Origin of the sequence: Rhodanobacter lindaniclasticus (assembly GCF_004799035.1) — a bacterium.
In the GTDB taxonomy this organism is placed as follows: domain Bacteria; phylum Pseudomonadota; class Gammaproteobacteria; order Xanthomonadales; family Rhodanobacteraceae; genus Rhodanobacter; species Rhodanobacter lindaniclasticus.
Map to the genome: position 1 here is coordinate 1 of NZ_MWIO01000030.1, position 24,410 is coordinate 24,410.

The window sequence follows — 24,410 nt, forward strand, 5'->3', positions numbered from 1 at the left end:
ATGGGAGATGTGAAAAAGAGACACCACCCGGGCCATTGCACAGAACCATGCCGTGCTCCTGATCGCCACGCGACCGTTGCCGGTATCGCTGCCGACCCTGCCCACGCACGCTCCGGCGGCGTTGGTACGCCTGATCCCGCCACCGCCGCAGCCGCTCGCACCGCCGCCCGTGGAACTCGAGCCGCTGCCGCACGTGCTCCCCACGCCGCATGTGGCGCCCCACCCCGTGACGGTCGACGCGTCGCCGCTGCCGGTCGCCGAGGGCCAGACGCCCGCCCCGGTGGCCGAAGCCCCGTCGGCGCCGGCGCAGGACCGTGGCGTGCCGGCACTCCCCGTCGCTCCGATCGAGGCCAGCCTCGCCTACGTGGCCAACCCGGTCGTCTACCCGGGCAATGCCCTGCGCCAGCACCTGCAGGGCACGGTGGTACTGCGCGTGCTGGTGGATGAAACCGGGCAGCCGCTGGAGGTCACCGTGATGCGCGGCAGCGGCCACGCGGAGCTCGATCGCAGCGCCCGCGAACAGGTCCTGGCGCACTGGCGCTTCCAGCCCGCGATCGTCAACGGGCACGCGGTACGCGCCTGGGCCAGCGTGCCGGTCACGTTCACGTTGCGCGGCTGATCGCGGCGGTCGCCAGGCACCGATCTCTGTGAGCGTGGTCGCGCAGCGGCGGTGTCGAAGAGCGGCGTGCGGCGAGGCTTCGACTTCGCCGCTGCGCGGCTGCGCTCAGCCCGATCGGTCCGAGGAGCCCGTCAGCGCGGCCGGCTTACGCCACTTTAACCGGGGGCGTGATCCACTGGCGCCCCTTCATTCTGCTGGGAGGCCCGCATGGGCAGACCACGGCGAACCTTGAAGCTGTTGCGCGAGATTGCGCTGGAGCACGCAAGCGTGGCCCACCCGGACCTGGCTTCGATGGCGCGCGAACTGGGGCAGCTGGTGCACCGCGACAGCGCGGCGATCGCCACGCGGCTGGCGCGCCTGCCGCGGCGCGGGCAAGGCCTCGGTCGCTGGCAACTGGTGCAACGCAACCAGCCGCCGGTCAGCATGCTGGTAATGGCGTGGCCGGCGAACCATTGCACGCCGGTGCACGACCATGCCGGGCTGTGGGGGCTGGAGCTGACCCTGGTCGGGGCGCTGGAAGTGCAGTCGTGGCGCCGCGACCCCGATTCGGGCGACTTGCGCGCGCTGGGCCGCGACTGGCTCGGCCCCGGCGACGGCATCTGGTTCGAGGGCGACCCCAACCACGTGCACCGCTGCCGCAACCTGTCCCAGCACGAGACCGCGCTCACCCTGCACGTCTACGGCGGCGAACTGAATCACTATCAGGCGTACGAGCAGACCGCGCCGGCCGGGCCGTGGACCGCACGGACCACCGACTGCGCCGTGGCCGGGCACTGGCCGGCCTGACCGGCATCACGTCAGGGGAACAGGGAAACCGCATGTTTCGACGGGTCGCCATCATCGGCGGCGGCGCCGCGGCCGCCAGCCTGCTCAGCGAGCTGCTGGAGCGCGAGCCGCCGCAGCCGCTGCAACTGGACTGGTTCACCGGTGCCGGCGAATCGGTGCGTGGCGTGGCCTACGGCACCGGCTCCGAGCGCCACCTGCTGAACGTGCGCGCTGCGTCGATGGGCATGTTCGCCGGCAAGCCGCAGGGCTTTCTGGATTTCGTGCAGCGCGACGACCCGGCGATCGGCGGCACCGATTTCCTGCCGCGCCGGCGCTACGGCGACTACCTGGAAGCCGAGGTGGCCCGCGCGCTGCAGCAGGGCCAGGCGCGTGGTCGTCATCACGTCAACGTGGTGCCGTTCGAGGTCGATGCGCTGGTGCCCGAACGCGATGGCGTCACCGTGATCCACGGCGAACGCAGCCACCGCGCCGATGCCGCCGTGCTGGCGCTGGGCGCACTGCCGCCGCAGCCGCTGAAGGCCGTGAGCGCGGCGGCGCTGGACAGCGGTCGCTACATCGTCGACCCGTGGCCGTGGCTGGCGCAGCTCGACGCGGTGCCGCCACCGCGCACCGTGGCGTTGATCGGCCTGGGGCTCACGGCGGTCGACGTGTTGCTGGAACTCTCCGCGCGCTGGCCGCACACCGCCTTCGTCGCCACCTCGCGCCACGGCCTGCTGCCCGAGGCGCACCTGGCCCACGCCGGCACGCCTGCCGGCGACAGCGCCGAGCTGGTGGATGCCATGCGCGACGGACCGGAGATCCGCCGCTGGATGCATCTGCTGCGGGAGGCGATCGCGTCGCCTGGCACCGAGTGGCGCACCGTCGTCGACAGTCTGCGCCCGCACCTGCCTGGCCTGTGGGGCGAGCTGCCACCCGAGCAGCGCGCACGCTTCATGCGGCATGCCCGCTGGGCGTGGGAACGCGCGCGCCATCGCATGCCGCCGCAGGTGCACGAGGCGATCGTCGCGCTCGAACAGCAAGGTCGCCTGCAGCGCCGGCGCGGCCGCCTGCAGGCTGCCGAGCCGAGCGATCAGGGCCTGCAGCTGCAGTTCGGGCACGCCGGGCACAGCGAGGTGCTGCACGCCGAGCTGGCGATCCAGACCACCGGCCTGGCCACCGACGTGCGGCACAGCCGTCATCGACTGGTGCGCCAGTTGCTCACCAATGCCCACGTCACCGGCGACCCGCTCGGCCTCGGCCTGGTCGCCAGCCCCGACGGCCGCCTGCATCACGACGGCCAGCCGTGGCCGCATCTGTTCGCCATCGGCAGCTTGCGGCGCGGCAGCTTGTGGGAATCCACCGCGATGCCGGAGATCCGCCAGCAGGCCCGCAGCCTGGCCGACCAGATCCTGGCCGGCTGAACCGGCGCGGCCGTCACCATGACCGCCAGCGCCCTCCCCGCCAGCATCGTCGCGCTGCATCTGCTCGGCGCGCTGTCGGCCCTGCATGCGATCCGCCACGCACGCACGCCGCAGGGCGCAATCGGCTGGATGCTCGGCCTGTTGCTGCTGCCCTACGTGACCTTGCTGCCGTATCTCTACCTGGGCTCCAGCCGGTTCTTCGGCTACCACGCCGGCCACGGCACGCCGACATCGCAGGCGTTGCCGGCGAGCGCGGAGGCCAGCGTCGTCGACCCGGCCTGCGCGCGCTTTGCAGCAATCAGCGCGCTGCAGCGGCGACCGTTTCGCAGCGGCCATCGGCTGCGCCTGCTGATCGACGGTGAAAGCACCTTCGCGGCGATGCTGGCCGCGATGGCATCCGCCGAACACTGCCTGCTGGTGCAGTTCTTCGTGATCCACGACGACGCGCTGGGCCGGCGCCTGCAGCAGGTGCTGCTCGAGCGCGCGGCCGCCGGCGTGCAGGTGTGCGTGCTGTTCGACGGCGTCGGCAGCCATGCGCTGCCGCGCCGCTACGTGCAGGCGCTGCGTGAAGGCGGCGTGGCGATCCACCGCTTCGCCACGCATCGTCTGCGCAACCGCTTCCAGCTCAATTTCCGCAACCATCGCAAGATCGTGGTGGTGGACGGCGCGCGCGGTTTCGTCGGCGGCCTCAACGCGGGCGACGAATACCTGGGCCGCAAGCCGCCGCTGTCGCCATGGCGCGACACCATGCTGGAACTGCGCGGGCCGGCGGTGGCCGACCTGCAGCGGGTGTTCGCCGACGACTGGCAATGGATCACCGGGCAGCTGCCGCCGCTGCTGGACGCGCCGCAGGACGAAGGCCATGCCAGCGCGCTGGTGGTGGCGGCCGGGCCGGCCGACCCCCTGGAAACCGGCTCGCTGTTCTTCACCGCGGCAATTCACGCCGCGCGCCGGCGGCTGTGGCTGAGCACGCCGTACTTCGTGCCCGACACGGCAGTGCGTTCGGCGCTGCAGCTGGCCGTGCTGCGCGGGGTCGACGTGCGCGTGCTGATCCCGTCGCGACCGGATCACCACACCGTGTTCCTCGCCTCCACCCTGCACGCCTACCACGCGGTGCGCGCCGGCATCGGCATGTTCCGCTACCAGCCGGGCTTCCTGCACCAGAAGGCGCTGCTGATCGACGACGATGCCGCCGCGATCGGCAGCCTGAATCTGGACAGCCGCTCGTTCCGGCTCAACTTCGAAGTCGGCGCACTGGTCGTCGACCGGGCGTTCGCCGGCGAAGTGGAGGCGATGCTCTCCAGGGACTTCGCCCGCGCGCTGGCGATCGGCGAGGAGGAATACCTCCGCGCGCCGTTCCTGCGCCGCGTGGCCATGCACGTGGCGCGGCTGTTCGACCCTCTGCTGTAGGGGATCAGGACGATTCGTGGCGCGCCGCGCCGCCGCTGAGCAGCCAACCCGCGCCGATGCCCAGCGCCACGCCCAGCAACTCGCACAGCACACGCAGGCCGAGGTGTTCGGGATCGTGCATGCCGGCCAACACCGCTTGCAGCAGGGCGATCGACTGCAGGTTGGCGTAGTTGAGATAGAACATGTCCCACAGGTCGCCGCTGACGGTGAGCACGCAGGCCAGCAGGAACGCCCAGCCGATCTTGCGCGCGGCGCTCCAGCCGTGGCGGCGGCCCAGCCAGTGCAGCGCCAGGAACAACAGCAACCCCGCCGCCGCCGAGATCGCACCGGCCTGCAGGCCGCCGATGATGCCGCTGCCCATCCATGACTGGTCGTAATGCACTGCTCTCGTTCCCCTTCGGATGCCGCGAGCGTGCCAACCTGCCGCACGCGCACGCTAGACTGCACGGCTCCACTCGTCCGGAGCAGTCTGCATGAGTCACGCCGTTTCCGCCACGACGGCCCTGATCGTGGTCGACGTGCAGCCCGACTTCATGCCCGGTGGCGCGCTGGCCTGCCACGAGGGCGACGCGATCATCGAGGGCATCGACGCGCTGCTGCGCGCACGCCGCTTTCGCCATGTGGTGGCCACGCAGGACTGGCATCCGCGCGGGCACGTCTCGTTCGCCAGCTCGCATCCGGGTCATGCGCCGTTCGACGGGATCACCCTGCACGGCCATGCGCAGACGTTGTGGCCGGATCACTGTGTGCAGGGCACGCCGGGTGCCGCGCTGCATCCGCTGGTGGACTGGTCGGCGCTGGACGCGGTGCTCCGCAAGGGCAGCGACCCGGGCGTGGATTCCTACAGCGGCTTTCGCGAAAACCACGGCCCGCACGGCACGCGCCCCAGCACCGGGCTGGCCGGCTGGCTGCGCGAGCGTGGCGTGGACGAGGTGGTGGTGTGCGGGCTGGCGCGCGACGTGTGCGTGCTGTGGACCGCGCAGGACGCCGTGGCGCTGGGCTTTCGCACGCACCTGCTGTGGGAGCTCTCCCGCCCGGTCACGCCGGCCAGCGATGCGGCCACCTGCGCCGCGCTGCAGGCGCAAGGCATCGGCATCATGTAGGAGAGCGCTCAGGCGTCGTTCTCGCCGGATACGTGCACCCGCGCCACGCCGTCCTCGTCCACCTCCACGCTCAGCGTGATCGGGCGACAACACACCTGGCAATCCTCGATGTACTGCTGGCTGGGGATCGAGGTGTCGAGCAGGATGCCGATGGACTCGCCGCAATACGGACAGTCGATGGCGTGTGGGGTGAGCATGGCGAGTCTCCGCGGAGGACGACCCAGTACAGCACGGACCCGGGTGATGCGCCCGTCAAGCGTGGCGCAGCGACCAGGCCTGCGGCAGGCCGATCCAGAACAGCGCGTCGCGCTTGCAGCGCGGGGCCAGCTTGAGCAGCTCGTTGTCCTTGCTGACCAGCCAGCGCGCGCCCGACGCCTGCGCCAGTTCCAGGAACTTCTGGTCGTCCGGATCGGCGCAGCGCGGCAATGGCACGGCGGCGGTGGCCAGTTCGTCCGGCAGGCAGCGCACCAGCGCATCGAACGCCGCCTCGATCCCCGGTCGGGCGGCGTCGGTGACCGGCAGCTGCGGGTAATGCAGCACGCGCAGCCATTCCTCGCGGCAATCGGCGCGCGTCACCGCCTCGATCGTGCCGCGCTGCATCGCCACGTGCAGCGCGGCGGATTGCGCGTCGCCGAACAGGAAGATGTCCAGGCACACGTTGGTGTCCAGCACGATGCGCGGCGGCGAGGGTTCGGCAGTCATCGCGCCATGATGCGGCAAGCAGGCCACGCGATGCACGGCATGCCCCCGACCGGGGCCTGCGGCCAGGGTCGGACGCGTTCGCTTGCCGCCTTGCCTCGCGCGCACCGCGACGGCATCGGCGCAACCGGCCGGTGCCTGCAGCGCACCTCACCACCGCGGATGCATGGCCCCGCCGCGGCCGTGATGGTGGTGGCCGCGCCGATGCCCGTGCCCCTCGTTCAACTTGACCCGCGTGCTGACGTAAACGTCGCCCGGGTCGGCCGGCACCTGGGTGAAGTGCTTGCGGCCGAAATACAGGCGGGTGCCGTCGCCGGACAGCGTGGCGCGCGTTTCCGCACCGTCCGGCGTGTTGACCGCGGTGTTCTCGATCGGGCCGCGCACGGTCCACGGCGAGTGGGTGTTCCGGCGCGTGGCATACCAGATGTCCTGGTTGCGCGGATCGGCGCTGGCGCGGTTGCTGCTGAACACGATTTCCAGCCCGTCCCGGCGCACGTTCGGCATCAGGTCGGCGGCGTCGCTGCTCAGCTCGGCCACGCGCACCCCGGGCCCGAAGCTGCCGTCCGCGCGCATGCGGCTCATGTAGATGTCATGGCTCTTGCTGTCCGGATAGCCGTCGCTGGAGAAGTACAGGAAGGTACCTTCGGCGGTTTCCACCACCGACGGGCTGTATTCCGAACCCTTCGTATTCGGGCCGCCGTCCGCGTAGCCGCCCAGATCCACCGGCGTGCCGAAGCCGTGCGCGGGGTTTTCACGGGTCAGGAAGATGTCGCCGGCCGGCGGGCTGCCGGCGGGCGGCGGTGGCATCGCCTTGCAGCCGGCGCAGTCCTCGGAGTTCTGCCGCGAGCTGACGAACAGCAGCCACTTGCCAGGCAGCGGCGTGGGGCAGTAGTCGGCGGCGGTGGGCGAATTCGCCGGCTCACCCAGGTTGGTGACGTGGTCCCAGCTGTGCATCGGGGCATTCCAGGTCGCGCGCCAGTTGTCCAGGCCGCCATTGCGGGTGGACATGAAATACAGGTTCCGCCCGTCCGGCGATTCGATCGGGCAGCCTTCGGCAGCTGCGCTGTTGATCCCCGGGGCGGGCACCGCATTGCCCCACGCGCCGTAGTGCTGGGCGTAGGCATGGGTGGACAGCATGGCCACGATGGCCAGTGCACATGGCTGGTACTTGCGGTTCATGCGTATCTCCTTGTGTGTGGCATGGATGACAGCAAAGAGGAACCCTTCTCAGCGGGTTTGCAGCGCGATGGCGACGACGCCTGGCTCGCCCTGCCGAACCACGACCTGCACGCGGCTGACGCCGTGCCGCCGGCAGGCGCGGCCGATCCGGGCCATCAGCCGCTCGCGCGCGGCATAGACCTGGCCGAAGTTGTGCAGGCCGGCCCATTCGCCGACCTGACGCTGGGCGGGCAGGCGCAGCGGCACGCAGTCGGTGGCGAACCGGGTGACCCCGACCGACGGCAGCGTCGTCGGGCCTTGCTGGGCGAAGGCCGCTGTGGCGAAGGCCGCGAACAGGGCGGCGACGAAACGGATACGGCGGTTCATGGCGAGCTCCCCGATGGCATGCCGGCGAAGACCGGCGCGCCCAGCTTCGGAGATGCGGCGCGGCAGGTCTTGAGGCGGCCGCTCGGGAAAGACTGGACTTTGCTTGGATTCCTTGGGAAAACATTAGGGGCCACCCGCCGCGCCGGTTTTCGTCCACCCACGTGCGCCACCCGCCACAGGACGTCATGGACCCGTCAACGCCAGCTCCGCTTGCCTTCGGCGAATCCGAGATCGACTTCGCAGGCCGGCGGCTGTTGCACGACGGCATCGAGCAGCCGCTGGAGCCCAAGGCGTTCGCCGTGCTGGCGCTGCTCGCCGGCGCGCCCGGCCGGGTCTTCACCCGCGACGAGATCCTCGATGCCGTCTGGGGCCACCGCCACATCACCCCGGGCGTACTGAACCGGGTGATGACCCTGCTGCGACAGGCGCTCGGCGAAAACGCGCAAGCCGCGCGCTACCTGCACACCGTGCATGGCGTGGGCTACCGCTTCGACCTCCCCGAACCCGCGCCCGGCGCGCCGCTGCCAGCCAGGCCGGCACCCGCGTCGCAGGCGCCGACGATGCCTCCGGCCATGCGGCGGCGTGCCAGCGACCGGTACGCCATGGCGCGTACCCTGCTGTGGTTGCTGCCGCTGCTGGCGCTGACCGCCTTCGCCGGCTGGAGATGGTGGCCGCGTACGCCGCCCGCGCCGAAGCCGGCGGCGGAGCGCAGCATCGCCGTGCTGCCGCTGGTCAACGCCAGCAACGACAAGGCACAGCAGTTCTTTTCCGACGGCTTGTCGGAAAGCCTGATCAACGCCCTGTCCCGCTCCGGCGGGCTGAGGGTGATCGGTCGCGATTCCGCTTTCCAGTTCCGCGACAGCAAGGACGACAGCCGCACCATCGGCCACAAGCTGGGCGTGTCCTATCTGCTGAGCGGCAGCGTGCAGCACGTGGGCGACATCGTGCGCATCAACGCCGCGCTGACCAGGGCCGCCGACGGCAGCACGCTGTGGGCCGAGCACTACGACCGCCCGTACCGGAACCTGTTCGCCCTGCAGGACGAGATCGCGTCCGCTGTCATCGGCGCCCTGCAGGTGAAGCTGCTGCCGCCCGGCGAATCCGTGACGCACGACGACCGGCCGCCGAGCGGCAGCATCGATGCCTACAACGCCTATCTGCAGGGCTTGAAGCATTGGCACGACGAGGATTTCCGCCAGGCCTCCGAATACATGACCAGGGCTGTGCAACTCGACCCGGGCTATGCGATGGCCTGGGCGCACCTGTCGGGGTCGCTGAGCACCGTCGCCACGTTCTCGGACGAGCCCGCCGAGGCAGCCCGTGAACACATGAACGAGGCGGCGCGCGCGGCGGATCAGGCATTGCAACTGGCGCCCGGGCTGGGGGCGGCGCATGCGGCCCGTGCCTATCTGATGGTCTACCGCTTCGACCACCGCGGCGCCCAGGCCGAATGCCGTCGCGCCGTGCAACTGGCGCCCGAGGACGGGACCGTCCTCAATGGCTGCGGTTATGTGTTTGCCCAGGTCGGGAAACTGGGCGAAGCGATCCGGTCGCGGCAGCATCTCCTTTCGATCGAACCGCTCTACATCATCAATTACCAGCAGTACGCGAAGCTGTTGCTGGCATCCGGTCGGCTGGACGAAGCGGAGAAGTACCTTGGCACCGTCGAAAGCCTGCCGCAGACGAACCCGCGGTGGCGCTACTCGTCCGCGTTCCTGCACATGACGGTCGCCCTGGCGCGTGGCGACACGGGCAAGGCGATGCGCAGCGCGCGGCAAATGCCGTCGGAGCACCGCGACCTGTACACGGCGCTGGCGGCCCAGATCGGGCCGGATCGCACCGCCGCGGACGCCGCGCTGGCGAACGCCCTGGCCAGCGAGGCCGCGGCGAACGCCGATCCGTACCTGATCGCGCAGATCCATGCCCTGCGCGGCGATGCCTCCCACGCCGTGGAATGGTTGCAGCGTGCCTCGACCGACGATCTGCTGTTCCTGCCGACCGATCCGCTCATCCTGAACCTGCGCGACGATCCGCGCTTCATCGCCTTCTGCGCGAAGATCGGCCTGCCGCCACCGGGCGAAAGCGAAGCGTTGAGCATCGACCAGCTCCGCGCCGCGAACGGCACGCGCAAGCGCTGAGGCGCGGGAAGCGCCGGCATCGGCAGCGACCCCGCACCCAGCCGATACAATGCACGCTTTCCGAGCGGAACCGACGACCATGGCCGAGCGCGCGTTCGACGACTACCTGGCCCGTTCCGGCGCCACCCTGGAAGGCTCGCGCTACGCGGCGTGGCTGGCGATCACCCCACGCGGCCACGGCTTTCCGGTGTACTACGCGATCTGCGAAAACCGCAGCTTCCGCGACAAGGAGGTGGCCGAAGCCGCCGCGGCGAAAGCGCTGGCCGACATGACCGGGCTGGAGGCGGACGGCACGCCGATCTTTCCCGACGACTACACCGGTTTCGACGATTAGGCGGGCCGGGCCGGCTGGTGCTGCGCGCCCTGCGCCGCGGCAGCCAGCGCGCGCAGGCGTTCCACCGCGGCGGGGATGGCCGCGGGCGCATCCACCGTGAGCATGCGCGGCTCGTCGGCGGCCAGGCCGTTTTCCAGTTCATGCGCCCAGGTCACGTGGTAGGGCATGTGCACGCCCCAGCCGCCCAGGCGCAGCACCGGCTCGATATCCGAGCGCAGCGAGTTGCCGACCATCGCGAACTGCGCCGGCTGCAGATCGAATTCGCCCAGCACGCGGTGGTAGGTGACGGCGTCCTTCTCCGAAACGATTTCGATGCGGCGGAACAAATCGGCCAGGCCGGACTGCGCCACCTTCTTCTCCTGGTGGAACAGGTCGCCCTTGGTGATCAGCACCACCTCGTACTTCGCGGCCACTTCCTCGACCGCGGCGCGGATGCCCGGCAGCAGTTCCACCGGATGCTGCAGCACGCCCTTGCCCAGCTCGATCAGCGCGTGGATGTCGGCCACGCCGATGCGCCCGTCCGAGACCGCGATGGCGGTCTCCACCATCGACAGCGCCATGCCCTTGGCGCCGTAGCCGAACAGCTTGAGGTTGCGCTGCTCGGTGGCCAGCATGCGCGCGTGCACCTCGCGGTCGGCCACGTCCACGTAGCGCGCCATGATCGCCGCGAACGCCTCGCCGGCCTGGCGGTAGTAGCCCTCGCTGTGCCACAGCGTGTCGTCGCCGTCGAAGCCGACCAGTCGCAGCATCAGGCGCCGACCCGCGTGCGCACCGCATCCATGTCGCGCACCGGACGGATTTCGATGGCGCCGGTCTGCGACCACGGGAAGGACTGCGCGATGCGCACCGCCTCGTCCATGTCGGCCGCCTCGATCAGGTTGAAGCCGCCCAGGTATTCCTTGGTCTCGGCGAACGGGCCGTCGACCACGCTGGTGCGGCCGTTGCGCACGCGCACGGTGCGTGCGGTTTCCGGCGCTTCCAGTTGCTGCGAGTCGAGCAGCTGCCCCTCCGCGCGCAACGCGTCGGCCTTGCCGAAACAGCTTTTCATGCGGCTGTCGAACTCGCCTTCGGGCAGCGCGTCCAGCAGGCGGTCGTCGCAATAGATCATCACGAGATATTTCATGGCGTCCTCGGCGGGGAAGGCGGGGCGAGGAGGGATAATGCCGCAATGAACACCCGCGCCGATACCTCCGACGAATTGTCCTGTGACCCGATCGCGTTCGTGCGTTCGCCGTATGCGCAGCGCATCGACGCGCCGCACCAGGCCACCGTGGTCGAAGGCACCGAGACGCAGGCGGCGGCCGAGGCGGTGGTCGAGTTCGTCGCGGGTTTCCCCACGGCGGCGTATCGCGACCTGGCCGGTTTCGAGCGGATCTGGCTGCTGTTCGCCTTCCACCGCAGCGAGGGCTGGAAGGCCGAGGTGCGCCCGCCGCGCGGCGGCGGCAAGCGCAGCGTGCTGGCCACGCGCTCGCCGCACCGGCCGAACGCGATCGGGCTGTCGGCGGTGGAGCTGGTGACGGTGGAGGAAGGCGCTTTGCGCGTGCGCGGGGTGGATCTGCTGGACGGCACGCCGATCCTCGACATCAAGCCGTACGTGCCCTACGCCGACGCGTTCCCCGCCGCGCGCGCCGGCTGGATCGACGCGATCGACGCGGCGCAGGGCTGGCAATCCGCGCCGGGGCCGCGCAAGCCGCGCATGCGGCCGCGCGGCGAGGACGTCAGCGGCTCATGAGCAGCTGCCGCAGCAGGTGCTGCTGCCGCTGACGTGGATCTGCCGCGGCTCGGACACGCGGGCGGCCTCGTAGCCGGCCTGCTGCAGGGCCGTGATCACCTGGCCGGAGGTGAGCTGGGCGGCCACCTCGATCTGTCCCGCGGCGGGATCACCGGTGACTTTCGCGTTGGCGTCGAGCGCACGCAGGATGGCGGCGATGGCGCCGGTGTCACCGGCAAAATCCTTCACTTGGAACAGCATCGGTACGATCTCCAGGGTTGCGGGCGGCACATCCGCCCGGCGCGATGGTGCCCGCCGCCGCACCCGCGCGCCCTGACCGGGATCAGGGCAATCCCGCCCGGTGAGACGCAGGCCCGGCACACTGCCCCGGCCGCCGCGGACCTCCGCCGCCGGCGCCCGATGCACTGGCAGTGGATCGGTTCAGACCTTGGCCGCGTCCGGCACCCCCGCCGGCGCGGCTTTTTTTTTCAGGGCGCCGAGGCTGCCGGCAGCCACGGCGACACGCGCGGGCGCGCCAGCGCGGCGAGCAATGGCGGGTCGCGCCGGTACACGTCCGGGCGGAAGCCGACGCGGCCGTCCCCGCGCAGGTCCACCGTCCAGTACGCCAGCAGCAGCGGCACCGGCTTGGGCAGCATTACGGTCTGCGTCTGCAGCGTGTCGATCGCGCGGTCGATCTCCGTGCGGTTCCAGCGCGCAGGATCGTCCAGCAGCAGCTCGGCCAGCTCGCGCGGGCGTTCCACCCGGATGCAGCCGGAGCTGAAGGTGCGCCGCTCGCTGGCGAACAGTTCCTGGTGCGGGGTGTCGTGCATGTACACCGCGTACTCGTTCGGGAAGCGGATCACCAGCCGCCCCAGCGAATTGCCCGGGCCGGCGTCCTGGCGCAGCACGATGCCGCGCGGGTTGGCCCAGTCCACGCTGGCGGGCGCCAGCTCGCGGCCCTGGCCGTCCAGCACGCGGATGCGGTTGGCGGCGAGGTAGCCCCGGTTCCTGCGCAGCTTGGGCAGGATGTCGTTCTTCAGGATGGTCGGCGGCACCGTCCAGGTGGGGTTGAGCGTGAGGTAGGTGATCGCCGACTTGAACACCGGCGTGCTGCGGTACGGCTTGCCCACCTGCACGCGTGAGCGCCACACCGGCTTGCCGTCCTTGTAGTAGGTGACCCGGTAGCCGGCGATGTCGACCACCACGAAATCGCCCTGCAGCTGGTGCAGCAGCCAGCGTGCACGCTCCAGGTTCGCGCGCAGCTGCTCGATGCGCGCGGCGACCGGCACGTTCAGCGCGGCCAGGGTGGCCTTGCCCAGGTGGCCGTCCGCGGCCAGGTACTGTTCGCGCTGGAACTGTTCCAGCGCGGCCTCCAGCGCCGGGTCGTACAGGTCGTCCGCGGCATCGCCCAGCGCATGGCCAGCCAGTTGCAGGCGCCGGCGCAGCGCCGGCACGCGCGCATCGCGGCTGCCCGGCTTAAGCGTGGGGCCGTTCGCGATCACGGGCCAGCCGCCTTGCGCCGCCACCTCGCGCAGCTTCGCCAGCGCCGCACGCAGCTGGGCGTAGTACGGGTGCTGCGGCCGCGCCCGCGCGAACAGCTCGCCGAGCGTGCCCTGCGCCAGCGCCTCGCGCACCGCCTGCAGGCCCCGCGCCTGGTCGAGCTGGCGCGGGTCGAAGTTCCAGTGCGTGTCCAGCGTGGCCGGATCGACCTTGCCGCGATACAGGTGCAGCAGCGCGGCGAAGCAGGCATCGGTGGCCAGCAGGTCGAACTGCGCGCGCTGCTGCGCCGTGGCCTGCGGGTCGGTGAGCACGACGCGCCGGCGCCGCAGTTCGGTCAGCGCATAGTCCTCCGGGTCGAGGCCGTCGCCAGCCACGTCGCGCAGCGCGGCCAGCAACTGGTCGAGATTGCCCGCTTGCGTCCATGCCGGCGCGAAGCGGTTCTGTTCGTAGAACGCCGCCACCGCGTTGCCGGGCGCCTGGGCCGCGGCGGCATCGGCATGCGCCGCGCGCCACTGCTCGATGCGTTCGCGGATCTGCTCGGCCACCGGCCCCGGCGGCGGCTCGGGCGCAGGCTGTTGCGCGTGCAGCGCCGTTCCCAGCAGCAGGCCCAGCAGGGCGATGCCCCGGACGACACGGAAAAATCTGGACGGCACGGCACGGCCCTGCGCAAGGAAGACCGCCCTGTCATAGCACAGCCACCTGCGCGCGCAAGCAGCTGCCGCCCGACGGGTTCTTAACAAGGGGCTGTTAGCATCGACGACCGCATGCCCGCCCCCACCCAGCCGTTCCGATGAGCCGATTCCTGCGTCCCGTCGCCAGCCTGACCGTGCTTCTTGCCAGCAGCCTCGCCGCGGCGCACGCCGCCACGCCGTCGCTGCAGGACGCGCTCAGCCAGCTCGCGCCGCAGGCGAACCCCAAGGTGATCGGGCTGGCGCTGGCCGCCACCGAATGCGCCGCCGCGCAGGGCCAGCCGCCATCCGATCGGCTGGCGGTGATCGACTATTCGAAGCCTTCGACCGAGCCGCGGCTGTGGGTGTTCGACCTGACCCGGCGCAAGCTGCTGTATCAGGAACTGGTGGCGCACGGGCGCAACACCGGCGAGAACCTGGCGAGCAGGTTCTCCAACACGCCGGAAAGCCGGCAATCGAGCCTGGGCCTGTTCCGCACGCTGGGCACCTACGCCGGCCGCAACGGCTACTCGCTGCGCATGGAAGGCCTCGAACCGGGCACCAACGACCACGCGCTGGAGCGCGCGCTGGTGATCCACGGCGCGGCCTACGTCAACCCGGCGCTGGCCCGCCAGCAGGGCCGCATCGGCCGCAGCCACGGCTGCCCGGCGGTGCGCAACGCGATCGCGCGGCCGTTGATCGACGCGCTCAAGGGCGGCCAGTACGTGTTCTCCTACTATCCCGATGCCAAGTGGCTGGGTGCCTCGCCTTATCTCAAATGCGGTGGAGGAACGGTGATGACGGCCGCGCTCGGCGCGCCCTGATTCACCCGCACGGTTGACCTCGCCGCGGAGCGCACGGCCGGCAGCCTCTCACTCGCCAGTCTGCTGCAGGCTCGCGCCGCCTTCGTCCGGCGTCACCGGCAGGCGCAGGATCAGCAGCCACAGCAGCACGACCAGCGCGACCAGCAGCCACGGCAACCAGGCGTGTCCGCGGAACCACCAGATCGTGCCGGCCATCGACAGCGTGACCAGACCGAGCGCCAGCCAGCGGGTTCGCCGCGAAATGCTGCGTTCGCGCTCCCAGTGCGCGATCGCCGGGCCCAGTCGGGGCAGCGAAAGCAGCCAGCGATGCCAGCGCGGCGAGGCGCGCGACCAGCACGCGGCGGTCACCAGCAGGAACGGCACGGTCGGCATCACCGGCAACATCAGGCCGATCAGCCCCAGCAACAACGCCACGCCGCCCGCGAACAGCAGCAACCAGCGCATCAGCCCGGTGTGGCGCGGATGCGCGGGGTGCGGATCGTGTCCATCGCCGCCCGCCGGCGGCCTGCGCCCGGACGGCGTCATGGCGCCCGCTTCGGCCGGCCTTCGCGCGCCTTGTACAGGCGCCGGTCGGCTTCGCCCAGGCCGGCTTCCAGCGAGGCGCCCGGCACGACCGTGGTCGCGCCCATGGTGAAGCCGATCGGCGCAGCGGCGCGATCGGCCTCGAGTCGATCGACCACGCCTTGCGTGAGCTCCTCGCCGGCGCCGCGCAGCAACACCAGGAACTCGTCGCCGCCGAGGCGGATCACCGCATCCTGCGGTCGCACGTGGCCGCGCAGGAACTTCGCCATGGCCACCAGCACTTCGTCGCCGCGCGCGTGGCCATGGGTGTCGTTGACCTGCTTGAAATGGTCCAGGTCGAACACGATGCAGCCCCAGCCCGCGGCCGGTCCGGCGGTCAGCTCGGCCAGGTAGCGGCGATTGAAGCAGCCGGTCAGCGCGTCGTGGATCGACCACTCGCGCAACTGGCTCTCCTGGCGGAAGCGCTCGGTGACGTCCAGCGCATGGCCGAGCACGTAGGGATCGTCGACATCGTCGTCGAGCACGTTGTGGTACTGCCAGACGTGTTCGCTGCCGTCCTTGGCGACCACCTGGAGCATGCCCGCGTCGCTGTCCTCGCGCATGAGGCGCAACAGGTATTCGGCGAAGTACGGGCGCCGCTCGGGCCGCATGAAATCGGTCAGCGGGCGGCCGATCATCTCGCCCACCGAATAGCCCAGCGATCTGGCCGCCGCCGGGTTCACCGACAGCAGCACGCCCTCGTGGTCGTGCGTGCAGATCAGGCCGGGACTGTACTGGAACAGCTTGCGGTAGCGGCGGTCGCTGGCCTCCAGCGCCAAGATCGCGCGCCGCTGCAGGGTGATGTCCTGGAATGCGCCGACCAGCCGCTGCGGAGTGCCATCCTCGGCGCATTCCAAGATGCCGACCGCACGCACCCAGATCTTCCGGCCGGTGGCGGTGGTCAGCGGCAGCTGCAGATCCCATCCCTCGCCGGTGTCGATGCTCTTGCGCACGGCCGCGTCGATCACCGGCCGCGCCACCGCATCGTAGAAGCTCACCGCTTCTTCCAGGCTCGGGTGGAAACCCGGCGGCACGTCGTGCAGGCGGCAGGTCTGGTCCGACCAGGTGATCGCGTTGGTGGCCAGGTCCAGCTCCCAGCCGCCGGCGTCGAGCAGGCGCCCGGTGCGTTCGAGCAGCGCCTCGTTGGCGCGCCGCTTCCGTTCCGTCTCGCCGGCCGACTCCAGCGGCGGCTGCAACGATGGCGCCGCGCCGACCGGCACGAGGTTGTTCCGGCGCGCGACCGGCCGCGTCTCCAGCGCCTGCGCCACCGCGCGGGCCAGTTGCCGCAGCGTCTCGTGTTGTCGCTCGTCGAGCGTACCCGGCGCGCGATCGAGCACGCACAACGCGCCCGCTTTCGCGCTCTCGCCCCGCCTGATCGGCACGGCGACGAAGCAACGGATGCCCGCCGCGCCGACAACCAGCGGGTCGTCGGCGCAGCGCGGATCGACCCGCGCGTCGGGAATCTCCAGCACGCCGGAACTCGCCTTGGCCAGCACCCGCAGCACGCTCGGCTCGTCGATATCCGGCGCCGGCGCATGCACGGCAAGCCCGTGGCCGTCGGCATCGACCAGCACGATCAGCGCCAGCGCCCGCCCGCTCGCCGCCGCGGCGCTGCGCACGAGCGCATCGAACAGCGGTTCGGCGCGCGTATCCAGCGCACCCATGGCGCGCAGCGTCGCCAGGCGCAGCGTCTTGTCGGGATGACGGGCGGCAGCGGACATACGGGGCGGCAATCCTCGCGGGTCGGCACATCGTGCGGCCACCGTAACAGTCCGCATCTGAATCGGCCACGCATGCCGCCGCAGTTTCGGACGCGGCCCCACGAAAAAGCCGCCCGGATCGCTCCGGGCGGCTTCGTCATGCCGCGCTCAGGCGATGCGGATCACTCGGCGCTGCCGTCCAGCCCGCGACGCTCCAGCAGCGGTTCGATGCGCGGCTCGTGGCCGGCGAAATCGCGGAACAGCTGCAGCGCATCCTTGCTGCCGCCCTGCGACAGCAGCGTCTGCCGGAAACGGTCGCCGTTGGTGCGGGTCAGGCCGCCGTGGCTCTTGATCCACTCCACCGTGTTCGCATCCAGCACCTCGGACCAGATGTAGGCGTAGTAGCCGGCCGCATAGCCGCCCATGATGTGGCTGAAGTACGGCGTGCGGTAGCGTGGCGGCACCGGCGCGTAATCGGTACCGTTGGCCTTCAGCGCGGCCGCCTCGAACGCCATCACGCCGTCCGCGTCGGGGATCTTGTCCGCGCCGAGCTGGTGCCAGCTCTGGTCGAGCATCGCCGCGCCGAGGTATTCGGTGGTGGCGAAGCCCTGGTTGAACTTCGAGGTGGCCAGCACCTTGTCCAGCAGTTCCTTCGGCATCGGCGCGCCGGTCTGGTAGTGCTTCGCATAGTTGGCCAGCACGCTGGGCCAGTCGGCCCACATCTCGTTCACCTGCGAGGGGAACTCGACGAAGTCGCGCGGCACGCTGGTACCGCTGAAGCGCGGGTACTTCACGTTGGAGAACATGCCGTGCAGCGCGTGGCCGAACTCGTGGAATGCCGTGGTCACCTCGTCCCAGGTCAGCAGGGTCGGGCCGCTGGTCGGCTTGGTGATGTTGAGGTGGTTGGCCACCACCGGCAGGTTGCCGGTCAGCGCGGACTGGTCCACGTAGGAGTTCATCCAGGCGCCGCCGCGCTTGGACGGGCGGGCATACATGTCGGCCAGGAAGATCGCCAGCTGGCTGCCGTCTTCGTTGTAGACGTCGTACACCAGCACGTCGGGGTTGTAGACCGGCAGGTCGGTGCGCTGCTTGAACTTGAGTCCGTAGAGCTGGCCGGCGGCGTAGAACACGCCGTTCTCCAGCACGTTCTTCATCTCGAAATAGGGCTTGAGCTGGCTCTCGTCGAAGTTGTACTTGTCGGCCCGGACCTTCTCCGTGTAGTAGGCCCAGTCCCACGGCTGCAGCGCGAACGTGGGCTGGCCCTTGGCCGCCTGCTCCCTGTCGATCATCGCCTGCAACGCGGCGCCTTCGCGCCTGGCGTTGGCGACCGCCGGCGGCGCCAGCTTGCCGAGCATGGCGTTGACCGCCTCCGGCGTCTTCGCGGTCTGGTCGGCCAGCACGTAGGCAGCCCAGGTCGGATAGCCGAGCATGCCCGCCTTCTCCGCACGCAGTTTCATCACCTGCGACACGATCGCGGTGTTGTCGTACGCGTTGCCACGGCTGCCGCGCGTGATCGAGGCCTTGTACAGGCGCTCGCGCAACGCGCGGTTTTCCAGCTGCGCCAGCGGCGGCTGGCCGGTGGTGTTGAGCAGGGCGATCACGTACTTGCCGTCCAGCCCCTTCGCCTTGGCGGCGGCCGCCGCGGCTTCGATCTGGGCATCGGTGAGGCCGGCCAGTTCGGCGCGGCTGTCCACCACCAGTGCCGAATCGTTGACCTCGGCCAGCACGTTCTGGGTGAACCTGGTGCCGAGCTTGGCGAGCTCGCCGTTGATCTGCTTCAGGTGCGCCTTGTCGGCGTCGGACAGCTTGGCGCCGGCGCGCACGAAATCGGTGTGGTAGCGCTCGATCAGGCGCACGCCCTGCGCATCCAGGCCGAGGCTGTCGCGCGTGTCGTACAGCTTCTGGATACGCGCGAACAGCGCCGGGTCCAGCGCGATCGCGTCGCGGTGCGCGGCCAGCTTCGGCGCGTACTCGGCCTGCAGCTTCTTCAGCGCATCGTTGTTCTCGACCCCGGACACGCTGAAGAACACGGTCGAGGTGCGCTCCAGCACCTGGCCGGATTTCTCCAGCGCGATGATGGTGTTGTCGAAGGTCGGCGCAGCAGGGTTGGCGCTGATCGCCGCCACTTCACGCAGCTGCTCGGCCATGCCGCGGTCGAACGCAGGCGCGTAGTCGCTGTCCTTGATCCTGTCGAACGCGGGGTAGTGCAGCGGCAGCGTGCTTTCGGCGAAGAACGGATTGGCACGGACATCGGCAGCGGCCGCGTGTGACGCGTGCGTGCCTGCGTGCTGCTTGTCCGCCGCGGTGTCGGCATAGGCCGCCATGGAACTGGTCAACGCGATCGTCATCGCCAGGGAAAGGGTGGGCTTCATCAAGGTCCGCTCGACGTGGGGGGAGCCCCGATCCTACCCAAAGCCTCCGCCACGCACCCATGACTAAAGCCATGGGTGGACACCGCGAGATCCGCTACAACGGGTCCGCGTGTGTGGCGAAGTAAGCCTGCAGGAACGCCTGCCGCGCCGCTCCGCGATCGGCCTCGGTGCGGCAATGCGCCGCAATCACCTGACGCAGCAGCCCGCCATCGGATTCGCGCACCGCGGGCCAGGGCGGCAGGCCCGCGCCGTTGGGATCGCCGGTCTTGATGAACCGTGCGAAGTAGCCTTCCATCATGGCGGACGCGGCGCGGTCGGCAGCCGTCCACGCATAGACCGGATTGCCCGCCAGGTTGCCCAGCGCGTACTCGATCCCGGCGCTGTGCACCGCGCCGGGATCCGGGCTTTCGCCCGCCGCCGGATGCACCTTGGCCGGACGCGGCTGATCGAAGTAGTAGAAGTACACCGGCGCGCCGCCGTGGCGTCGCTGCAGATCCATCCAGCGCCAGGTGGTGTGCGCGATGAACATGTCGCCGGCCAGCGCCGTGGCGGAAGATTTCACCTGCGTCGTGTCCGCGCCGGGGTACAGCGTCAGTGCGCGCGCCGCCTGCGCGCCGAACAGCCGTTGCAGCGCCGTGCGGTAATGGGCCGGGGTCGGCGGCTGGTCCTTCAGGATCGCGGTGTAGTAACCCTCCTGCGAATTGCTCCCCAGCAGCAGCGGCACCTGTGCCTGCTCGCCGCGGGCCATGCTGGCCGCGGGTGACTCGCGCAGGAACCAGCCGTCGAGATTGACGTCGGCATCGCCGTGCTGCTCGCGCGTGGCCTGCAGCAGGCGGTCCGCCGGCAGCGCGCGCAACGCGGCCAGCGTGCCGGCGCCCAGCTTCCGTGCGAACGCCTCGCCGCGGCGCTCCATCGTCGCCAGCGGCACCGGCGCGATCGGCGCGATCAGGGCGCCGCTTTCGCCGATCGCGCGCGCAAACAGCCCGCGCGAAAGCGGCGAGGCCATCAAGGCACTCACCGCGATCGAACCGGCCGACTCGCCAGCGATCGTCACCTGCGCCGGATCACCGCCGAAAGCGGCGATGTTGTCGCGCACCCAGCGCAGCGCGGCGACCTGGTCGAGCAGACCGTAGTTGCCCGCCGCGTGCTGCGGCGACTCGGTGGCGAGTGCGGGCGTGGCGAAGAAGCCGAACACGCCCAGGCGATAGTTCACCGTGACCGTGACGATGCCGCGGCTGGCCAGGCTGGCGCCGTCGTAGCGCGGTTCCGAGCCGTCGCCGGCAACGAAGCCGCCGCCGAAGAAATACACCAGCACCGGCAGCTTGGTGGTCGCGCCCGCAGGCTTCCACACGTTGAGGTAGAGACAGTCTTCGCTCATGCCGGCGGAGCGGAACCGCATGTCGCCGAACAGCGGCAGCTGCATGCAGCGCGGGCCGAAGCGTTTCGCCTCGCGCACGTCGTTCCACGCGGAGGCAGGTTGCGGCGGCTTCCAGCGCAGATCGCCGAGCGGCGGCGCGGCGTAGGGAATGCCCTGGAATACCTCCAGCGCCACCGCATCGGCCTGCGCACGGCGGCCTTCGACCCAGCCATCGGCCAGCGACACCCGCGGCGGCGGTGCGGCGGCGTGGGCCACGAAGGCGGCGAAACCCGCCATCCCGGCGAGCATCCTGACGAATTGGCTTGCCTTTCGCGGCGCCGGTCGTGCAATCGGGTCGGACATCGACTCAACCCATGGGGTACGGGTCTCGCAGCCTAGGCGCCTGGTCGCCCCATGTCATCCCGGACAAGGCGACTCAGGCCTCGGGTGCGCCGCACGTTTCCACCGCGGTTGGCGTTGCGCAATCGACCTGTACGGCGACCGCGGGCGCGGCGCGACGGACCTTGGCCAATTGCGCCGACGACGGGCTGGCGGTCAGCATGGCGCCCATCACCAGCACGCAGACGCTGGAGCAAGCGACGAACAGCATGGTCAGGAAGATGGATTCGAATTTCATGACGCGTTCTCCGATGGAAGCAAGTCCCTGTGCTGTCCCTGGAGCAATCGCCGTGCCAAGTGCGGATGAAGACGCAAGTAAATGACTTATATTGAATTTTTCCCGTCGGCGTGGAGGCGAATGATTGTCCGCGGACAGCACCGCGCCGTGCAGCCGGACAGCGCTTCGGCCCGGGCCACGCGCGGGAAGTCCCGCGCGCGACGTGACTGCCAGGCCAGTTACACTCCATTAACAAACCGTCGAGTACATTATTGCCCATGTCGTGAGACATCCATCCCATCGTGCGGCGAGGCTCCCCCTCCTCCTCCGCACCAAACGCAGACGGATCCCCCAACCCGCAGACTCCCCTCTGCGGGTTTTTTCGTGCCCGGTGCCGCTACTCGCCTGGCGCGTACTTTTCGTGCAGCGACACCGGCGCCACCTGGCGCTGCGTGCGCCGGCGGATCGCCAGGTTGATCAGCTCCACGAACACCGAGAAAGCCATCGCGGCGTAGATGTAGCCCTTCGGGATGTGCTGGCCGAAACCGTCCGCCATCAGCACCAGGCCGATCATGATCAGGAAGCTCAGCGCCAGCACCTTGACCGTGGGGTGACGCTCGACGAATTCACCCAGCGGCCTGGCGAACATCAGCATGAACACGATCGAGGCAAGGATCGCGGCGACCATCACCCAGCGCTGGTCGACCATGCCCACCGCGGTGATGATCGAGTCCAGCGAAAACACGATGTCCAGCAGCATGATCTGCATGATCACGCCGCCGAAGGTCGCCGTGGCCGTGACCGCCCCCGTGCCGACGTGTTCGGTGGCGCCCTCCAGTTTCTGGTGGATCTCGTGGGTGGCCTTGCCGATCAGGAACAATCCGCCGCCGATCAGGATCAGGTCGCGCCACGAGAAGGCGTGGCCGAACAGCTCGAACAGCGGCGCGGTGAGTCCGACGATCCAGGCGATCGCCATCAGCAGGCCCAGCCGCGACACGGCCGCCAGCATGATGCCCAGGCGCCGGGCCTTGTCGCGTCGTTCCGGCGGCAGCTTGCCGGCCAGGATCGAGATGAAAATGATGTTGTCGATGCCCAGCACCAGCTCGAGTGCGGTGAGTGTGGCGAGGGCAATCCAGATTTCGGGGTTGGCCAGTTGTTCCATGGAAGGGTTCTCGGAAATGACGAAGAAGGGCATGCGCCCGATCCGATGGCACGCGGGGCAGGCTGCAACGATCGGCAGAACGGGAAGCGGAGATACCGGGCCAGGCCACGCCGCACGATGAGGTGCACGCGCAACGACCATGGTGCTCGCTGGGTATCGGGGGCGGGTGAACGTCTCCGGCGGGCTGGAAGGACCACGGCGGCGGAGGCATCTTTTGCGGACGCACCTTCGCCGTGGGACGGCGAAGGTCTTGCTCGCAAATGGCTGTGCCATTTGCTGCTGCACCGGGGCGCGAGGCCCGTCATGACGGCGACAGCGATCGGGAGCTACTCCCCTTCGGTGGCCGATGCTAGCACGGGGACCGGCACGCCACCGCTGCGTATGCGGTCAGATCTCACAATTCGGGAATCAGCGCGGAGAGATCGGTCACGCCGACATCGATGCCGAACTGGCTGAACAAGGTCGTGACCTGGCCGCGATGGTGGGTCTGGTGGTTGAACACATGGCGCAGCACCAGGCCGCACGGCTTGGCGTGGGATTCGCCGGCACTGTTCACGTAGCGCAGCGACTGCTCGTACAGCGTGTCGGTGGCTTCGCGGGTGAACGCGATCAGCGCCGCATCCACCAGCTCCCGATCATGGCGCAGACGGGCCAGCTCGGGGAACGTGATGCCGCGAACCAGCGGCGGCAGCGGCAGCGCGCGCACCGGGTCGAGCGATGCCAGCGACGGCCATGCGGCGGCGAAACGCTTCAGCCAGTGGATGTCGGCAGCCAGGATGTGCTCCAGCGTGGCGGCGATCGAGCCGAAGAAAGCGCCGCGATCGGCATGCCACTGCGCCTCGTCCAGCTGCGCGGCGGCGACATACAGACGCACGTTCATCCACTGGTTGTAGCGCGCGGTGAGTTCGAAATCGGACTTCAGCGACATGCCGGCCGATCCGCGTCAGCCGGCCGGATGCGCCAGCGCGAAGTCGATTGCCGCCGCCACCGCCGCCACCTGCGCCGCGTTGCATTGCGCGGGCGTGGCGCGCGGGCTGTCGGGGTAGACCTCGGTAGTGGTCCGGTACGGGGCGTCGGTAATGCCGGCGCACAGGCCAAGCCGGCCGTAGTCGTATTCGATCACGCCGTGCGCCACCACCGGCGAACCGATGATGGTGCCGTCGGGATCGGCCGGCGCGATGTGGGTGACCGCGGCCACCGCGGCGATGACCGCCTGCTGGAACGCCGGCTGCGACCGCGCGCTGTCGGCGCACAGGTAGAAGCCATCGGGAATCGTGCCTGGTTCGAACGGCTTGCCGTCGCGTGCCGCCAGTGCCGGGCGGAACTCGTTCTCGTCGCTGTCGGTGGTTTCGTGCAGGTCGATGTGCGTCGCCACGCGGTGGCGCAGCGGCGCGACCAGCGCCATCAGCGCGGCCGCTTCCTGCGCCGGGCTGTCCGCGTAAAACGAGCGGTTGGGATCGAGTGCCGCGGCGTTCCAGCGCTGGATGCGCTCGTAACCCCACGGGCTCACACACGGCACCACCAGCAAGTTGGCCCGGCCGGCGACGTCTGCCGCGTGCTGCTCGGCGAACTGCAGCGCACCATGCACGCCGCTGGTTTCGTAGCCGTGCACGCCACCGGTAACCAGCATCACCGGCAGCTCCTCGCGCCAGCCGCTGCTGCGCAGGGCGAACAGCGGATAGCGGGCGCCGGGATAATCCAGTTCGCCGTACTGCGACACCTCCCACCGTGCGCGCAGCGCGTCGATCCGGCGCAGCACGTCATCCGCGTAGCTGCGCTGCACGCGCTGGCGCGAGCGCCATGCCTCGCGTTCGGCCTCGCCCCAGGGCAGGCCCGGGGTGCCGACGGGATAAAAGCTGGACTGGTTCATCGTGGTTCCGTGCATGGGCGACGAGAAGCCGGCGG

At 70.0% G+C, this 24,410-nt stretch carries 26 protein-coding genes; 9 read left to right on the plus strand and 17 right to left on the minus strand.

What is annotated here, in order from left to right; all coding sequences use genetic code 11:
• The first annotated feature begins 52 nt into the window (after positions 1–52).
• From B1991_RS10640 to cls, 4 genes are all read left to right on the plus strand, one after another.
• Entirely contained in the window at positions 53–619 is a 567-nt protein-coding gene (locus tag B1991_RS10640; protein WP_246031134.1) for an energy transducer TonB, read from the plus strand.
• A gap of 207 nt (positions 620–826) precedes the next feature.
• Entirely contained in the window at positions 827–1,405 is a 579-nt protein-coding gene (locus B1991_RS10645; protein WP_136258711.1) for a cysteine dioxygenase, read from the plus strand.
• A 32-nt stretch (positions 1,406–1,437) separates the two neighbouring features.
• A complete protein-coding gene (locus B1991_RS10650) occupies positions 1,438–2,805 on the plus strand; it encodes an FAD/NAD(P)-binding protein (RefSeq protein WP_136258712.1) in 1,368 nt (455 codons plus the stop codon).
• A gap of 18 nt (positions 2,806–2,823) precedes the next feature.
• A complete protein-coding gene (gene cls / locus B1991_RS10655; protein WP_136258713.1) occupies positions 2,824–4,215 on the plus strand; it encodes a cardiolipin synthase in 1,392 nt (463 codons plus the stop codon).
• Positions 4,216–4,219: 4 nt separating this feature from the next.
• Here the strand turns inward: cls and B1991_RS10660 are convergent, their stop codons facing one another.
• Positions 4,220–4,597 (minus strand): hypothetical protein, encoded by a 378-nt coding sequence (locus B1991_RS10660; RefSeq protein ID WP_136258714.1) that lies wholly within the window; start codon positions 4,595–4,597, stop codon positions 4,220–4,222.
• A gap of 91 nt (positions 4,598–4,688) precedes the next feature.
• Here B1991_RS10660 and pncA point away from each other — a divergent pair, with 91 nt between their 5' ends.
• Positions 4,689–5,318: a bifunctional nicotinamidase/pyrazinamidase gene (gene pncA / locus B1991_RS10665; protein ID WP_136258715.1), complete on the plus strand. Its 630-nt coding sequence runs from the start codon at positions 4,689–4,691 to the stop codon at positions 5,316–5,318.
• A gap of 8 nt (positions 5,319–5,326) precedes the next feature.
• Here the strand turns inward: pncA and B1991_RS10670 are convergent, their stop codons facing one another.
• The 4 genes from B1991_RS10670 to B1991_RS10685 all read right to left on the minus strand — a co-directional run bounded on the left by B1991_RS10670 (position 5,327) and on the right by B1991_RS10685 (position 7,562).
• Positions 5,327–5,515: a CPXCG motif-containing cysteine-rich protein gene (locus tag B1991_RS10670; protein WP_136258716.1), complete on the minus strand. Its 189-nt coding sequence runs from the start codon at positions 5,513–5,515 to the stop codon at positions 5,327–5,329.
• A 55-nt stretch (positions 5,516–5,570) separates the two neighbouring features.
• A complete protein-coding gene (locus tag B1991_RS10675) occupies positions 5,571–6,020 on the minus strand; it encodes a putative toxin-antitoxin system toxin component, PIN family (protein ID WP_136258717.1) in 450 nt (149 codons plus the stop codon).
• Positions 6,021–6,167: 147 nt separating this feature from the next.
• Entirely contained in the window at positions 6,168–7,196 is a 1,029-nt protein-coding gene (locus tag B1991_RS10680; RefSeq protein WP_136258718.1) for a PD40 domain-containing protein, read from the minus strand.
• Positions 7,197–7,244: 48 nt separating this feature from the next.
• Positions 7,245–7,562 (minus strand): hypothetical protein, encoded by a 318-nt coding sequence (locus B1991_RS10685; protein ID WP_136258719.1) that lies wholly within the window; start codon positions 7,560–7,562, stop codon positions 7,245–7,247.
• Positions 7,563–7,747: 185 nt separating this feature from the next.
• Here B1991_RS10685 and B1991_RS10690 point away from each other — a divergent pair, with 185 nt between their 5' ends.
• Positions 7,748–9,700: a winged helix-turn-helix domain-containing protein gene (locus B1991_RS10690; protein ID WP_136258720.1), complete on the plus strand. Its 1,953-nt coding sequence runs from the start codon at positions 7,748–7,750 to the stop codon at positions 9,698–9,700.
• A 79-nt stretch (positions 9,701–9,779) separates the two neighbouring features.
• Positions 9,780–10,034, plus strand: coding sequence for a hypothetical protein (locus B1991_RS10695; protein ID WP_136258721.1), 255 nt, complete (start codon positions 9,780–9,782; stop codon positions 10,032–10,034).
• Here the strand turns inward: B1991_RS10695 and B1991_RS10700 are convergent.
• Both B1991_RS10700 and B1991_RS10705 read right to left on the minus strand, forming a co-directional pair.
• Positions 10,031–10,783, minus strand: coding sequence for an HAD family hydrolase (locus tag B1991_RS10700; protein ID WP_136258722.1), 753 nt, complete (start codon positions 10,781–10,783; stop codon positions 10,031–10,033). The two genes, B1991_RS10695 and B1991_RS10700, sit on opposite strands and share 4 nt — an antisense overlap.
• Entirely contained in the window at positions 10,783–11,157 is a 375-nt protein-coding gene (locus tag B1991_RS10705; RefSeq protein WP_136258723.1) for a YciI family protein, read from the minus strand. The genes B1991_RS10700 and B1991_RS10705 overlap by 1 nt, the downstream gene beginning before the upstream one ends.
• Positions 11,158–11,202: 45 nt before the next feature.
• Between B1991_RS10705 and tsaA the strand changes: the two genes are divergently transcribed.
• Positions 11,203–11,766 (plus strand): tRNA (N6-threonylcarbamoyladenosine(37)-N6)-methyltransferase TrmO, encoded by a 564-nt coding sequence (gene tsaA, locus B1991_RS10710; protein WP_136258724.1) that lies wholly within the window; start codon positions 11,203–11,205, stop codon positions 11,764–11,766.
• On the opposite strand, the gene B1991_RS10715 is transcribed toward tsaA, so the two are convergent.
• Both B1991_RS10715 and B1991_RS10720 read right to left on the minus strand, forming a co-directional pair.
• Positions 11,761–12,006 carry a hypothetical protein gene (locus B1991_RS10715; RefSeq protein ID WP_136258725.1) on the minus strand — a complete coding sequence of 82 codons (246 nt, stop codon included), beginning with the start codon at positions 12,004–12,006 and terminating at the stop codon, positions 11,761–11,763. The two genes, tsaA and B1991_RS10715, sit on opposite strands and share 6 nt — an antisense overlap.
• 227 nt (positions 12,007–12,233) lie before the next feature.
• A complete protein-coding gene (locus B1991_RS10720) occupies positions 12,234–13,898 on the minus strand; it encodes a L,D-transpeptidase family protein (protein WP_246031135.1) in 1,665 nt (554 codons plus the stop codon).
• Between the two features lie 137 nt (positions 13,899–14,035).
• Between B1991_RS10720 and B1991_RS10725 the strand changes: the two genes are divergently transcribed.
• Positions 14,036–14,737 carry a murein L,D-transpeptidase catalytic domain family protein gene (locus tag B1991_RS10725; RefSeq protein WP_136258726.1) on the plus strand — a complete coding sequence of 234 codons (702 nt, stop codon included), beginning with the start codon at positions 14,036–14,038 and terminating at the stop codon, positions 14,735–14,737.
• A gap of 48 nt (positions 14,738–14,785) precedes the next feature.
• Here B1991_RS10725 and B1991_RS10730 read toward each other — a convergent pair whose 3' ends face one another.
• The 8 genes from B1991_RS10730 to B1991_RS10765 form a co-directional block, all read right to left on the minus strand.
• Positions 14,786–15,262 (minus strand): YbaN family protein, encoded by a 477-nt coding sequence (locus B1991_RS10730; RefSeq protein WP_246031136.1) that lies wholly within the window; start codon positions 15,260–15,262, stop codon positions 14,786–14,788.
• Positions 15,259–17,019, minus strand: coding sequence for a sensor domain-containing diguanylate cyclase (locus tag B1991_RS10735; protein WP_246031137.1), 1,761 nt, complete (start codon positions 17,017–17,019; stop codon positions 15,259–15,261). Before B1991_RS10735 ends, B1991_RS10730 begins: the two co-directional genes overlap by 4 nt.
• A gap of 161 nt (positions 17,020–17,180) precedes the next feature.
• Entirely contained in the window at positions 17,181–19,322 is a 2,142-nt protein-coding gene (locus B1991_RS10740) for a M3 family metallopeptidase (RefSeq protein ID WP_425466679.1), read from the minus strand.
• A gap of 142 nt (positions 19,323–19,464) precedes the next feature.
• Complete coding sequence (locus tag B1991_RS10745; protein ID WP_246031138.1) at positions 19,465–21,024, minus strand: carboxylesterase/lipase family protein; 1,560 nt, start codon at positions 21,022–21,024, stop codon at positions 19,465–19,467.
• Positions 21,025–21,163: 139 nt separating this feature from the next.
• Complete coding sequence (locus tag B1991_RS10750; RefSeq protein ID WP_136258729.1) at positions 21,164–21,364, minus strand: hypothetical protein; 201 nt, start codon at positions 21,362–21,364, stop codon at positions 21,164–21,166.
• 376 nt (positions 21,365–21,740) lie between these two features.
• Positions 21,741–22,505: a TerC family protein gene (locus tag B1991_RS10755; RefSeq protein ID WP_136258852.1), complete on the minus strand. Its 765-nt coding sequence runs from the start codon at positions 22,503–22,505 to the stop codon at positions 21,741–21,743.
• A 394-nt stretch (positions 22,506–22,899) separates the two neighbouring features.
• Positions 22,900–23,433 (minus strand): DinB family protein, encoded by a 534-nt coding sequence (locus tag B1991_RS10760; protein ID WP_136258730.1) that lies wholly within the window; start codon positions 23,431–23,433, stop codon positions 22,900–22,902.
• A 15-nt stretch (positions 23,434–23,448) separates the two neighbouring features.
• Positions 23,449–24,375 (minus strand): M14 family metallopeptidase, encoded by a 927-nt coding sequence (locus tag B1991_RS10765; protein ID WP_136258731.1) that lies wholly within the window; start codon positions 24,373–24,375, stop codon positions 23,449–23,451.
• Positions 24,376–24,410 lie beyond the last annotated feature (35 nt).